10 protein-coding genes are annotated in these 12,970 nt (G+C 73.4%); 3 read left to right on the top strand and 7 right to left on the bottom strand.

Annotation, left to right across the window (positions count from 1 at the left end; translation table 11 throughout):
• Positions 1 to 116 precede the first annotated feature (116 nt).
• Positions 117 to 1,604 carry a M1 family metallopeptidase gene (locus AB0G63_RS34715; protein WP_360758649.1) on the bottom strand — a complete coding sequence of 496 codons (1,488 nt, stop codon included), beginning with the start codon at positions 1,602 to 1,604 and terminating at the stop codon, positions 117 to 119.
• A 198-nt stretch (positions 1,605 to 1,802) separates the two neighbouring features.
• Here AB0G63_RS34715 and AB0G63_RS34710 point away from each other — a divergent pair, with 198 nt between their 5' ends.
• Positions 1,803 to 3,728, top strand: a complete 1,926-nt coding sequence (locus tag AB0G63_RS34710) for a Xaa-Pro dipeptidyl-peptidase (RefSeq protein WP_360758647.1) — start codon at positions 1,803 to 1,805, stop codon at positions 3,726 to 3,728.
• 10 nt (positions 3,729 to 3,738) lie between these two features.
• Here the strand turns inward: AB0G63_RS34710 and AB0G63_RS34705 are convergent, their stop codons facing one another.
• Positions 3,739 to 4,695: an FAD-dependent oxidoreductase gene (locus AB0G63_RS34705; RefSeq protein ID WP_360758645.1), complete on the bottom strand. Its 957-nt coding sequence runs from the start codon at positions 4,693 to 4,695 to the stop codon at positions 3,739 to 3,741.
• A 66-nt stretch (positions 4,696 to 4,761) separates the two neighbouring features.
• Here AB0G63_RS34705 and AB0G63_RS34700 point away from each other — a divergent pair, with 66 nt between their 5' ends.
• The gene (locus AB0G63_RS34700; protein WP_360758643.1) at positions 4,762 to 5,784 is read left to right on the top strand and encodes an oxidoreductase; all 1,023 of its coding nucleotides are present in this window, start codon (positions 4,762 to 4,764) and stop codon (positions 5,782 to 5,784) included.
• A gap of 88 nt (positions 5,785 to 5,872) precedes the next feature.
• On the top strand, positions 5,873 to 7,516 hold the full coding sequence (locus AB0G63_RS34695) for an ABC-F family ATP-binding cassette domain-containing protein (RefSeq protein ID WP_360758641.1): 1,644 nt from the start codon (positions 5,873 to 5,875) through the stop codon (positions 7,514 to 7,516).
• Between the two features lie 7 nt (positions 7,517 to 7,523).
• Here AB0G63_RS34695 and AB0G63_RS34690 read toward each other — a convergent pair whose 3' ends face one another.
• From AB0G63_RS34690 to AB0G63_RS34670, 5 genes are all read right to left on the bottom strand, one after another.
• Complete coding sequence (locus AB0G63_RS34690) at positions 7,524 to 8,312, bottom strand: calcium-binding protein (RefSeq protein WP_360758639.1); 789 nt, start codon at positions 8,310 to 8,312, stop codon at positions 7,524 to 7,526.
• A gap of 199 nt (positions 8,313 to 8,511) precedes the next feature.
• The gene (locus tag AB0G63_RS34685; RefSeq protein ID WP_360758637.1) at positions 8,512 to 10,881 is read right to left on the bottom strand and encodes a Tex family protein; all 2,370 of its coding nucleotides are present in this window, start codon (positions 10,879 to 10,881) and stop codon (positions 8,512 to 8,514) included.
• A gap of 97 nt (positions 10,882 to 10,978) precedes the next feature.
• Positions 10,979 to 11,110 carry an LPFR motif small protein gene (locus tag AB0G63_RS34680; RefSeq protein WP_324790298.1) on the bottom strand — a complete coding sequence of 44 codons (132 nt, stop codon included), beginning with the start codon at positions 11,108 to 11,110 and terminating at the stop codon, positions 10,979 to 10,981.
• 74 nt (positions 11,111 to 11,184) lie between these two features.
• On the bottom strand, positions 11,185 to 12,054 hold the full coding sequence (locus AB0G63_RS34675; RefSeq protein ID WP_360758635.1) for a hypothetical protein: 870 nt from the start codon (positions 12,052 to 12,054) through the stop codon (positions 11,185 to 11,187).
• A 95-nt stretch (positions 12,055 to 12,149) separates the two neighbouring features.
• Positions 12,150 to 12,899 (bottom strand): enoyl-CoA hydratase-related protein, encoded by a 750-nt coding sequence (locus AB0G63_RS34670; protein WP_360758633.1) that lies wholly within the window; start codon positions 12,897 to 12,899, stop codon positions 12,150 to 12,152.
• Positions 12,900 to 12,970 lie beyond the last annotated feature (71 nt).

Below are 12,970 nucleotides of genomic sequence, written 5' to 3'. Positions count from 1 at the left end.
CCCCAACCCGGAATCCTCGCCAATGGTGTTTGTCTCTGTAGTGCCTAGGGGTGCACTCCCGATCGGTCCCTGGCCGGCCCCCGCCGGGCCCGGGCGGCCCGGCGGGGAACCGCGGCTCAGTGCACGTCGTTCGTGGCCGCGATCTTCTTCCACGACTTCGGCTGCGCCACGGTCGCCGACGACCGGGCGACGGACGCGTCCCGCGCCGCGGGCGCCGCCGGCTTCGACGGCTCGAACAGCCAGGTGTCGAAGAGCGCGGACAGCGACTTCCCGGAGACCTGCTCGGCGTAGGCCCGGAAGTCGGCGACCGAGGCGTTGCCGTAGGCGTGCTCCTGCGGCCAGCCCTTCAGGATCGCGAAGAACGCGTCGTCGCCGACCTCGTCGCGCAGCGCCTGCACGGCCAGCGCGCCCCGGTCGTAGACGGCGGCGGAGAACTGGTCGTCCGGGCCGGGATCGCCGGGCGCGACCGTCCAGAACGGGTCGTCGGCCGGGTGCGAGGCGTACACGTAGTCGGCGAGTTCCCGCGTGGTGCCCTCGCCCTCGTGCTCGGACCACAGCCACTGCGCGTACCGCGCGAAGCCCTCGTTGAGCCAGATGTCCTTCCAGCCCTTGAGGGACACGGAGTCGCCGTACCACTGGTGCGCCAGCTCGTGCACGACCACGGAGGTGTTCGACCCGTTCGCGAACTGCCGCGGGCTGTAGTAGACGCGGGTCTGCGTCTCCAGCGCGAAACCGGTGGTGGTGTTGGGCACGTACCCGCCGGCCGAGGCGAACGGATATGGCCCGAAGTAGCCGCTGAGCCAGTCCACCAGCTCCCCGGTGCGCTCCACGCTCGCCCGCGCGGCGCCGTCGTTGTCGCCGAGGTCCTTGCTGTAGGCGTTGACGACGGGCACCCCGCCGTCGGAGGTGCTGGTCGTGATGTCGAACCGGCCCACGGCCAGCGTGGCGAGGTAGGTCGCCTGCGGCTTGTTCTCGCGCCAGTTCCAGCGGGTCCAGCCCAGGCGTGAACTCGTCGACTGCAGGGTGCCGTTGGAGATGACCTGGGTGCCGTCCGGCACGGCCACCGACACGTCGTAGGTCGCCTTGTCGAGCGGGTGGTCGTTGCTGGGGAACCACCACCAGGCCGCCTCGGGCTCGTCCGCCGCCACGGCTCCGTCCGGGGTGCGGTGCCAGGTGGAGAAGCCGTACGCGCTCTTCGTGGACGGCACTCCGCTGTAGCGGACGACCACGGTGACCGGGGTGCCCTTGGGAAGCGGCGTCTTCGGGGTGATCTCCAGCTCGTGCTGGCCGGAAGTGGCGAAGGCGGCCTTGGCGCCGTTCACCCGTACCTCGCTCACGTCGAGCAGGAAGTCCAGGTCGAACCGGGACAGGTCCTGGGTGGTGCGCGCCAGGATCGTCGCCGTACCCTCCAGCTCGTCGGTCGCGGGCTGGTACCGCAGCCTCAGATCGTAGTGGGAGACGTCGTATCCGCCGTTGCCGTAGGCCGGGTAGTAGGGGTCGCCGATGCCCGGAGCGCCGGGGGAGAAGCTCGCGGCCGATGCCGGGATCGCCAGCAACAGGGAGGCCGCAGCGAGTGCGCCCGGCGCGATGATTCTGCGGTGCACGGAAGGCTCCAAGTCGTAGGAACACGGGGTCTGTTCGAGCCTATTGAGTCCCTGTGGACACGGGCCTGTCCACGGCACCCTCCGCCACACGATCGCCATCCGGCCGTCACGAACCGACCGGCCCACCGGTGTCAGCTGCCCCTTCTTTCGTCCGATTGCCGTCTTTTTCACTGGAGTTGACCGATGTAGCGTCCGCGCATGCGCTTCACGACCTGGAGACCGCTCGCGGCGGCGGCCGTAGCCGCCCTCATGGCCGCCTTCCTCACCCCGGCCGCGGCCCACGCCACCCCTCGGGAGAGCCGCCCCGTCTACTCCTACGAGGACGCCGTCCGCGAGGCCGTCTGGGTGGACACCGGGCTCGACGGCGACGGCGACGGCAGGAACGACCGCGTCGCCGCCGACATCGTCCGGCCCCGCGAACCCGCCCGGCAGGGCCGCAAGGTGCCCGTCATCATGGACGCCAGCCCCTACTACTCCTGCTGCGGACGCGGCAACGAGAGCCAGAAGAAGACCTACGACGCCGACGGCGACATCCTGCGGATGCCGCTGTTCTACGACAACTACTTCGTCCCGCGCGGCTACGCCTTCGTCGGCGTCGACCTCGCCGGCACCAACCGCTCCGACGGCTGCGTGGACGTCGGCGGCCGCTCCGACGTCCGGTCCGCGAAGGCCGTCGTCGACTGGCTCAACGGCCGCGCCAAGGCCTACACCACCCGCACCGGCACCACCCAGGCCCGCGCCGACTGGACCAACGGCAGAACCGGCATGATCGGCAAGAGCTGGGACGGCACCATCGCCAACGGCGTCGCCGCGACCGGCGTCGAGGGCCTGAAGACGATCGTCCCGATCAGCGCCATCTCCTCCTGGTACGACTACTACTTCCAGCAGGGCGCCCCGCTGTACGACTCCGGCCCCGACTGGCTGTCCGACTACGTCGACAGCCCCGACGCCCGCGCCCGGTGCGCCGCCGTCCAGCGGAAACTCGTCGACGGCGCCCCGCGCAGCGGCGACTGGACGCCCCTGTGGACCGAGCGCGACTACGTCAAGGACGCCTCGAAGGTCAGGGCCAGCGTCTTCCTGGTCCACGGCATGCAGGACCTCAACGTCCGCACCAAGCACCTCGGCCAGTGGTGGGACGCCCTCGCCCGGCACGGCGTCCAGCGCAAGATCTGGCTCTCCCAGACCGGTCACGTCGACCCGTTCGACTTCCGCCGCGCCGCCTGGGTCGACACCCTGCACCGCTGGTTCGACCACGAACTGCTCGGCTACGACAACGGCATCGACCGCGAGCCCATGGCCGACGTGGAACGCCACCCCGACCAGTGGGTCACCTCGAAGACCTGGCCGCCGCGCGGCACGGCCGCCACCACCCTGCACCCGGCCCGCGGCAGCGAGCCCGGCGTCGGCACCCTCGGCCCGGCCACCGCGTCCGGCACCGAGACGTTCACCGACGACCCGGGACGCGGCGAGACCGACTGGGCCGCCGACATCGACCTGACCACCCCCGACAAGGCGGGCTTCGTCACCCGGCCGCTCAGCCGCGACCTGCGCCTGTCCGGCTCCTCCCGCGTCACCGTCACCGCGACCCCGACCACCCCGACGGCCCACCTCTCCGCCGTCCTGGCCGACCTCGGCCCCGACACCGTCCGCGACTACGCCGACGCCGGCGAGGGCATCACCACCCTCACCGACCGCACCTGCTGGGGCGCGAGCACCGCGGCCGACAGCGCCTGCTACAAGGAGACGCGGGCGAAGACGGCCGACGTCGCGTACACGGTGTTCAGCCGGGGCTGGGCCGACCTCGGCACCCACGCCTCCGGCCGCAGGGGCGTCCCGCTCACGCCGGGCAGGGCCTACACCATCACCGTCGACCTCGCGGCCACCGACCACGTCGTCCCGGCCGGCCACCGCCTCGCCCTGATCGTCGCGGGCACCGACAAGGACCTCATCGACCCGCCCGCCGACACCCCGACCCTCACCCTCGCCCTGTCCGGCACCTCCGCCCGCGTTCCCCTCGTGGGCGGCGCGGCGGCGTTCGCCCGCGCCACCTCCGGCACCGCACCGCACGCGCCGACGGCGACCCACGGACCGAGGGCGCGGCACACCCCGCAGCGGGTCCCGTAGGGCCCGCCGCTCAGGCGGCCGGGCACGCCAGCCCGGCCGCCTCCTCGGCGCAGCCCCAGGCCACCGTGACGCCCGCCCCGCCGTGCCCGTAGTTGTGCACCAGCACCCGCCCGTCCGGCAGCAGCCCGCGCTCCAGCCGGACCGCGTCCCGCGCGGGCCTGAGCCCCACCCGGTGCCCCAGCACCCGCGCCCCGGCGATCTCGGGCCGCAGCGCCGCGCACCGGCGCAGGATCGCCTCGGCGACCGCCGGATCCGGCTCGGTCGACCACACGTCCTCCTCGGCCGTGCCGCCCAGCAGCAGCCGGCCGGGCTGCGGGAAGACGTACGCCATCTCCCCGCCGGCGCCGGTCGAGACCGTCCAGGTGCGGATCCCGGGGTTCTCCACCACGACCAACTGCCCGCGCACCGGCCGCACCGACGGATCCGGCACCAGATCGCGGGCGCCCAGACCGGTGCAGTTGACCACCACCCCGGCGTCCGCCTCCGCGAGAGCGGACACCGTACGCTCCTCGACCGTCCCGCCCGCCCCCACCAACCGCTCCCGCAGCCAGGACAGATGGGCCGGCATGTCGATCAACGGCAGCCGCGCCCACAGCCCGGCGCCGGCGTACTCCGCGGCCGTCGCCGCGCGCAGCCCCGGCAGCCGCGCGGCCGCCCACGCCGTGGTGGAGTCCAGGTCCGTCTCGCCCAGTACCCCTTCGACCATGCGTACGCCGGTCGTCTCCGGCCGGGCCGCCGACTCCTCGTACACCTCCAGCGACCGCAGGGCCCACGCGCGGGCCCGCGCCGGCGGCTCGATCCGGTACGGCCACCACAGGGCGCCCGCGACCGCCGAGGTGGTCAGCCCGGCCGGATCCCGCGTCCACACCCGCACCCGCACACCCCGCTCGGCGAGGACCACGGCCGTCGTCAGCCCGATGATCCCGGCGCCGATCACGACGACATCGCTGTTCGATCCACTCTCCATGCGGGGACCGTAACGGAATGTGTCACGCCGTGCTCGGAGTGCTTCCACGGCGGGAATACTCACAGCATGTCTGCCGAGTACGCGACCTTCGGCCTGGCACCGGTGACGTGGGCCGGTGGCGTCCTCGCCGACGGCGCCTACCAGATCCACCGGGACTTCGTGGACTTCGTCGTCGACGGGCGCCCCCTGCTGTTCCGGCTGTCCGACCTCGACGCCGTCTCCCCGCTCGCCTCCGACGTCCCGCCCGCCATCTCCACCGAACAGGTCCGCGGCCTGCTGCTGGAGGCCGAGGCGCCGCTGCCCGGCGGCCGGCACATCATCTACGGCTGCCCCGAGTGCGCGGACCTCGCGTGCGGCGCCGTCACCGCCGTGATCGACCGGGACGGGGACGACTACATCTGGCGGGACTTCGCCTGGCAGACCGCCCCGCAGGCCGACCTGGAGCTCAACGGCTACCACGGCACAGGGCCCTTCCGGTTCCGCGGCGCCGACTACCGGCAGGCGCTCGGCGCCCTCCTCGACGGCGACGCCTCCGGCACGCGCCGCCGGGTCCTGCTGATCGGCGCCCGCGTCGCCGTCCTCGCCGAGCTCGCCGCCGCGCTGCGCACCATCGGCATCGGCGCCGACATCGCCCACGACGCCGACGGGGTGCCCGCCGAGGAACTGCGCGGCTACGGCGCCGTCGCGTTCGGCCGCGCGGTCACCGAGGACGAGCGCGCCGCCGTGCGCCGCTGCTTCGAGCGGGCCGGGGTCGACGTGGTCTACGTCGCCGGTCTCGCGCCGGTCGTCCCCGTCCTCGTCGCCCAGATCGAACACGCCCTGGACCGCAGCCCCGTGACGCGGCGCCGGCTGACGGGCCTGGCGGCCTCCGGCGGCGAGGCGCGCGTCGAGGTCGCCTCGCCGTGCCGGGTGCGCCTGACCGCGTACCGCCTGGACCGCCTCTACCGCACCCGCACCGCCGAAGTCTTCGACGGCGTCCTCGAGACCGGCGGCCACCGCATCCCCCTGGACGCCGCAGCGGTGAAGGGGGAGGCCTTCGTGGTGGCGCGGGCGGCGGGGAACGTGCTGGTGGCGCCGGTGGCCCGCTGAGGCCGGGCGGACGGCGGCGGGACCTGGCGAGGCACGGCGAGATCGGTGAGATCGGTGAGATCGGTGAGACATTAGGATCGACGGCCTGATGACTGCCACCCTCGTCGCCAAGAACCTCGCCGCCGGGCACGGCGACCGCTCCCTGTTCTCCGGGCTCGACCTCGTCGTCGCGCCCGGGGACGTGATCGGGCTGGTCGGAGCCAACGGCGCGGGCAAGTCCACGCTGCTCAGGATGCTCGCCGGGCTGCTCACGCCCGAACAGGGCGAACTGCGGCTGTCCCCGCCGACGGCCACCGTCGGCCACCTGCCGCAGGAGCCGGAGCGGCGGCCCGGCGAGACGGTCCGGGAGTTCCTCGCCCGCCGCACCGGCGTCGCCGAGGCGCAGCGGGCGATGGACGAGGCCACGCAGGCCCTCGTCGACGGCGCGCCCGGCGCCGACGACGCCTACGCCACCAGCCTGGAGCTCTGGCTCGGCCTCGGCGGCGCCGACCTGGACGAGCGCGCCGAGGAGGTCGCCGGCTCGCTGGGCCTGACCGTGGGCCTGGACCAGCCGATGACGTCGCTGTCCGGCGGCCAGGCGGCCCGCGCCTCACTCGCCTCCCTGCTGCTGTCCCGCTACGACGTCTTCCTGCTCGACGAGCCCACCAACGACCTCGACCTGGACGGCCTGGAGCGCCTCGAACGCTTCGTGACCGGCCTGCGGGCCGGCACGGTCGTGGTCAGCCACGACCGCGAGTTCCTCGCCCGCACGGTCACCAAGGTCCTCGAACTCGACCTGGCGCAGCGGCAGATCACCCTCTACGGCGGCGGCTACGAGGCCTACCTGGAGGAGCGCGAGACCGCCCGTCGGCACGCCCGCGAGGACTACGAGGAGTACGCCGACAAGCGGGCGGCGCTCCAGGACCGGGCGCAGATGCAGCGCTCCTGGATGGACAAGGGCGTGAAGAACGCCCGGCGCAAGGCGGGCAACGACAACGACAAGATCGGCCGCAAGTTCCGCAGCGAGGCCAGTGAGAAGCAGGCCGCGAAGGCCCGGCAGACCCAGCGCATGATCGAACGGCTGGAGGTCGTCGAGGAGCCGCGCAAGGAGTGGGAGCTGCGGATGGAGATCGCGTCGGCGCCGCGCTCCGGCGCGGTGGTCGCCTCCCTGCGGGACGCCGAGGTGCGGCGCGGCGGCTTCACCTTCGGGCCGGTGTCCCTGCAGATCGACTGGGCGGACCGGGTGGCGGTCACCGGCGCGAACGGCGCCGGCAAGTCGACGCTGCTCGGCGCCCTGCTGGGCCGGGTGCCGCTGGACGCCGGGCACGCCGCCCTGGGCTCCGGCGTCCTGGTCGGCGAGGTCGACCAGGCCCGCAGGCTGTTCCACGGCCCGCAGGCCCTGCTGGACGCGTTCTGCGCGGCCGTCCCCGACACCGAGCCGGTCGAGGTCCGCACCCTGCTGGCCAAGTTCGGCCTCAAGGCGGACCACGTACTGCGCCCCGCGGCGGAGCTCTCCCCGGGCGAACGCACCCGGGCCGCGCTGGCCCTGCTCCAGGGCCGGGGCGTCAACCTGCTGGTGCTCGACGAGCCGACCAACCACCTCGACCTGCCGGCCATCGAGCAGCTGGAGTCCGCCCTCGACGCCTACCAGGGCACCCTGCTGCTGGTCACCCACGACCGGCGCATGCTGGACGCGGTCCGGGTGACCCGCCGCCTGGAGGTGGCGGACGGGAAGGTGACCGAGTCCCGCTAGGCCAGGCCTAGACGCCCGTCACGTCGACGTAGTCACCGGAGGCCTTGGCCGATCCGGTGGTGCCGGTACCGGCGAAGCTCCAGCGCCAGTAGCCGTCCGCGGTGGCCGTCACCGTGGCCTTCAGGGCGCCGCCGGTGCCGCTGGTCACCGTCTTCACCGTGGTGTACGTCGTGGTGCCGGCCTTGCGGAACTGGAGTTTCACCGACTGGCCCGCGTACCCGCTGTAGGTGCCGCCCTTGCCCCAGTCGGCGCGGGTCAGCGCGCCCTTGACGGTGAGGACGCCGCCCTTGGCCACCGGCTCGGGGGTGGCGTCCACGGTCAGCCGGCCGGCGCGCTTCATCACGAAGGTGCCCGCGCTGTCCTTGTCGGCGTAGTCGAAGTCGTTGGCGTCCACGGACGTCCAGATGTGCCACGTACCCGCGTTGGCGTTGATCAGCATCGCGTTCGGGTCGATGGTGATGCCGGCGGTGCAGGTGGAGGTGGTGCTGCTTCCGGAGACCGGGGCGCAGGTCAGCGGAGTGTCGGACCCGGGGCCCGCGAAGCCGTCGGGATCGTCGAAAGAGCCGTGGTAGAGCCAGCCGTAGGCATCCTTGATGCCCGAGTCGTCGGTCGCGCTGATGCTGAGGGTGACCGTCTTCCTCGTCATCGCGCCCAGCACGACCGGCTGGCCGCCGTTGACGACGGCCAGGAGCACCTGGGTGTCGCCCGCACCGGAATCGGCCCGGGCGTCCGTCGCGGCGAGGGCCGACAGAACCATCGCGGCCGACAGGGCCGCGACGGCGGAACGTCTGAACATGTGTCCCCCCGAGGATGAGTCGTTCCGCCTGGAGACAGGCAGTGCGAAGGTGGCCGAATCATAGTGATCCGACCGTTCTCCCGGCCCGTCCTTCGCCCGATGGCCTTGGGGCGGGACAGAAGGTCACGCGATCCTCGGGCACGCGGCTCTTTTCGGGCCGGACCGCACGGTGTGACCCGCCCGGCCCGGCCCCAGCCGGTCAGCGCTTCTTCGGGTCGACCAGCCCGGCTCGCCGCAGCGCGTCGGCCATCGCGCTGTTGGCCGGCGCCGGCGCCGACGCCTGACGCCCGCCCCGCTCACCACCGCGCCGCTGGCCCTGTGCCTGCCGCTGCTGGGGCGGCCGGCCGCCCCCGCGCTGCGGGCGGCCCTGCCCCTGACCGGATGCGCCCGCGGCCTCGTCGTCGAGCCGCAGCGTCAGCGAGATGCGCTTGCGCGGGATGTCGACGTCCAGGACCTTCACCTTGACGATGTCGCCCGGCTTCACCACGTCCCGCGGGTCCTTGACGAACGTCCTGGACATCGCGGAGACGTGCACCAGCCCGTCCTGGTGGACACCGACGTCGACGAACGCGCCGAACGCGGCCACGTTCGTGACCACGCCCTCCAGGATCATCCCGGAGGACAGGTCGGAGATCTTCTCCACGCCCTCCTTGAAGACGGCCGTCCTGAACGCCGGACGCGGGTCGCGCCCCGGCTTCTCCAGCTCCCTCAGGATGTCGGTCACGGTCGGCAGACCGAACGTCTCGTCGACGAAGTCGTCCGGCCGCAGCGACCGCAGCACCGACGTGTTGCCGATGAGCGCGGCGACGTCCTGCCCGGTCGTCTTCACCATCCGCCGCACCACCGGGTACGCCTCCGGGTGCACGCTGGAGGCGTCCAGCGGGTCGCCGCCGCGGATGCGCAGGAAGCCCGCGCACTGCTCGTACGCCTTCGGGCCCAGGCGGGCCACCTTCTTCAGCTCCTGGCGGGACGTGAAGGGGCCGTTGGCGTCCCGGTGCGCCACGATGTTCTCGGCGAGGCCGGAGGTGATGCCGGAGACGCGGGCGAGCAGCGGCGCCGACGCGGTGTTGACGTCGACGCCGACGCCGTTGACGCAGTCCTCCACCACCGCGTCCAGCGAACGCGACAGCTTCACCTCGGACAGGTCGTGCTGGTACTGGCCGACGCCGATCGACTTCGGGTCGATCTTCACCAGCTCGGCCAGCGGGTCCTGGAGCCGGCGCGCGATCGACACCGCGCCGCGCAGCGACACGTCCATGTCGGGCAGTTCCTGCGAGGCGAAGGCGGAGGCCGAGTACACGGAGGCGCCGGCCTCGGACACCATGACCTTGGTGAGCTTCAGCTCCGGGTGCTTGGCGATGAGTTCGCCGGCGAGCTTGTCGGTCTCACGGGACGCGGTGCCGTTGCCGATGGCGATCAGCTCGACCGCGTGCTCCTTCGCCAGCCGGGCCAGCTTGGCGATCGCCTCGTCCCACCGGTTGGCCGGGACGTGCGGGTGGACGACGTCGGTGGCCACCACCTTGCCGGTCGCGTCGACCACGGCCACCTTCACGCCCGTGCGGAAGCCCGGGTCGAGTCCCAGCGTCGCGCGCGTGCCGGCCGGGGCGGCGAGCAGCAGGTCGCGCAGGTTCGCCGCGAACACCCGGACGGCCTCGTCCTCGGCGGCCGTGCGCAGCCGCAGCCGCAGGTCGAGGCCGAGGTGCACCAGGATCCGGGTGCGCCAGGCCCAGCGCACGGTGTCCAGCAGCCACTTGTCGGCGGGGCGCCCGCGGTCGGCGATCCCGAAGCGGTGGGCGATGATCCCCTCGTACGACGAGGGGCCGTCGGTGGGCTCCTCCGGCTCCATGACGAGGTCCAGGACCTCTTCCTTCTCGCCCCGCAGCATCGCCAGGATCCGGTGCGAGGGCAGCTCGGTGAAGGGCTCGGCGAAGTCGAAGTAGTCGGCGAACTTGGCGCCCGCCTCCTCCTTGCCCGCACGGACCTTGGCGGACAGCCGCCCGCGCACCCACATGCGCTCGCGCACCTCGCCGATCAGGTCGGCGTCCTCCGAGAACCGCTCGGTCAGGATCGCGCGGGCGCCGTCCAGGGCGGCCTGCGGATCGGCCACGCCCTTGTCGGCGTCGACGAACGCGGTGGCCGCGGCGAGCGGATCGACCGTCGGGTCGCCCAGCAGCCCCTCCGCGAGCGGTTCGAGGCCGGCCTCGCGGGCGATCTGCGCCTTGGTGCGCCGCTTGGGCTTGTAGGGCAGGTAGATGTCCTCGAGCCGGGCCTTGGTCTCGGCGGCGCGGATCCGGGCCTCGAGCTCCTCGGTGAGCTTGCCCTGCTCGCGCACCGACTCCAGGATCGCCGCCCGCCGCTCCTCCAGCTCCCGCAGATAGCGCAGCCGCTCCTCGATCGTGCGCAGCTGCGCGTCGTCGAGCATCTCGGTTGCTTCCTTGCGGTAGCGGGCGATGAAGGGCACCGTGGAACCGCCGTCGAGCAGTTCCACGGCGGCCCTGACCTGCCGCTCCCGTACGCCGAGCTCCTCGGCGATCCTGCCTTCGATGGAGCCTACGAGGGGTGTCGTCACGATCCCGTACCGCCTTCTCACTGAGGTTGCGCGGCAATTGTGGCAGGCGGCACCGACACTCGGGGATCAGGGCACACCCGGCGGGCCGGCGGCGCGGTCAGGCGCCGCGGCCGCGGGCGGTGGAGGAGGCGCCGCCGAACAGGCGGGCCACCGCGCGGAACGGCAGCGTCACCACGGTGGCGACGGCGCCACCGATCTGCCGCAGGACGTCAGCGATCGCTCGGAACACGTGTCTCCCCTTTCCCTCTCCCGGCCGCTGCGGCCGGGAGAGCCACGGGTACCTCGGCGAGCGCCGGACATGCGTCAGCGCTTGCCGATCAGGTCCGCCGGGAAGGCGCCCGCGGCGAAGGCCGCGCCCGCGAACGCCGTGCCGAGCTCGGTCAGACGCGCGACGCCGGGCGCGCCCAGGTGCTCGTACGGCGCCCGGTCGAGCCGGTCGGTCTCCGTCTCGATCTCGGCGCGCAGGGCGACGCCCCGCTCGGTCAGCTCGCCGTCCGCGTCCAGCAGCCCGCGCTCGCGCAGCCGGTCCGCGGCCGCGTCCCAGTCCTCCTGGCTCCACCCGCGCGTGACGGACACCCACTTCGGCGTCATCCCCTTGCCGGTGGCGGTGTGCGTCACCACCGCCTCCAGGCCGTCGAGGCCGGCCGACATCAGCACGGCGAGGTGCCCGTCGCCCCGGTGCTCGCGCAGCAGCGTGGCCGCGTGGAAGTACGCCAGGTGCGGCTCCTCGGGGACGGGCAGGTCGGCGTGCGCCGCGTACAGCGGCCGGGCCGCTCGCGAACACGCCTCGGCGGCCCGCAGCGCGAGCCGGGCGGCCTCCGCCATCTCCGGCGACGCCACGGCCTCCTCGCCCAGCAGCCGGCGCAGCGTCGTGTCGGCCGCACGCGCGCGTGCGGCCAGGATCTTCTCGGGCGCGGCGGCTTCCCACACGGCGGGCACGTGCCGGGCCACCAGCTCGTACTTGTAGTTGTAGAAGGCCGCGGCCACCGCGCCCGGCCCGACGGCCCCCATGGCCGCCGCCCGCGCGGCGAAGTTGACCGCCCGGGGGTGGGTGATGCCGAGGGCGGCCAGTTCCCGGCCCAGGTCCGGCGAGAAGTAGTGCGTCGCGTGCAGCGAGTTGAGGACGTTGTGGCAGCGGCGGCCGGCGCGCGGCTCCAGGACGGCAGTAGTCATGCGGGCACGTTACCGACTGGTTGGTACGCCCTCCAGGGGTGGGAGCCCGATGGCAGGAAAGGCGGGTCGGCGGAGGGTCCGCGAGGGCGGCCGCTTCATCCTGACGTAGTCCAGGAGAAGCGCGGCTGCCTGCGCTCCAGGAACGCGGCGACGCCCTCCGCGGTGTCGCCGCTGCCGCGTGCCTGCTCGGCCCAGTACGCGTCCCGGTCCGTGCGGCCGTTCGCGAACTCCTTGGCGGCGGCCTGCGTCAGCTGCGAGCGGGACGCCAGGACGCGGGTGAACTCCGCCGCCCGGCCGGCCAGTTCGTCCCCGGGCAGCACCTCGTCCACCAGGCCCGTGCGCAGCGCCCGCCCCGCGTCGATCAACTCGCCGGAGAACAGCAGGTATTTGGCGGCCGCCGGCCCGACCAGCGACACCAGTCGCCGGGTGGAGGAGGAGGGGTAGACGATCCCGAGCTTCGCCGGTGTGACGCCGAACAGCGCGCCCGACTCGGCGAACCGCAGGTCGCAGGCCGCCGCGAGCTGCGAGCCGCCGCCCACGCAGTGCCCGCGGATCACGGCCAGCGTCGGCCTGGGGAAGGCGGCGAGGGCCTCCTCGGCGCGCACCGCGAGTTCCTGCGCCTCGGCGGGCGAGCCGCGCAGGGTGGAGATGTCGGCCCCGGCGCAGAACGTGCCGCCCTCGCCGGTCAGGACCAGCGCCCGCACCCGGGGGTCGTCCGCCAGGGTGGACAGCAGCGGCGGCAGCGCGGCCCACATCGCGGCCGTCATGGCGTTGCGTTTGGCCGGGTGGTGGATGACGACGGTGGCGACCGAGTCGGTGACGTCGTGCAGCAGCTGGGGCTCCATGGGCCGGATGCTAACCGTCCCGCCGGCCCCTCGATCGGTAAGGGGTACGGGCAGGATCAGTCCGGGAGTCG

It is taken from the genome of Streptomyces sp. NPDC020996 (assembly GCF_040641355.1).
GTDB lineage: Bacteria > Actinomycetota > Actinomycetes > Streptomycetales > Streptomycetaceae > Streptomyces.
This window is presented reverse-complemented; position numbering and strand designations above follow the sequence as displayed.

Bases quoted from the DNA above. Each gene is read 5' to 3' on its own strand.
- AB0G63_RS34710 (WP_360758647.1), top strand. From the start codon at position 1,803: ATGCGCTTCACGACCTGGAGACCGCTCGCGGCGGCGGCCGTAGCCGCC.
- AB0G63_RS34705 (WP_360758645.1), bottom strand. From the start codon at position 4,695: ATGGAGAGTGGATCGAACAGCGATGTCGTCGTGATCGGCGCCGGGATC.
- AB0G63_RS34700 (WP_360758643.1), top strand. From the start codon at position 4,762: ATGTCTGCCGAGTACGCGACCTTCGGCCTGGCACCGGTGACGTGGGCC.
- AB0G63_RS34695 (WP_360758641.1), top strand. From the start codon at position 5,873: ATGACTGCCACCCTCGTCGCCAAGAACCTCGCCGCCGGGCACGGCGAC.
- AB0G63_RS34690 (WP_360758639.1), bottom strand. From the start codon at position 8,312: ATGTTCAGACGTTCCGCCGTCGCGGCCCTGTCGGCCGCGATGGTTCTG.
- AB0G63_RS34675 (WP_360758635.1), bottom strand. From the start codon at position 12,054: ATGACTACTGCCGTCCTGGAGCCGCGCGCCGGCCGCCGCTGCCACAAC.
- AB0G63_RS34670 (WP_360758633.1), bottom strand. From the start codon at position 12,899: ATGGAGCCCCAGCTGCTGCACGACGTCACCGACTCGGTCGCCACCGTC.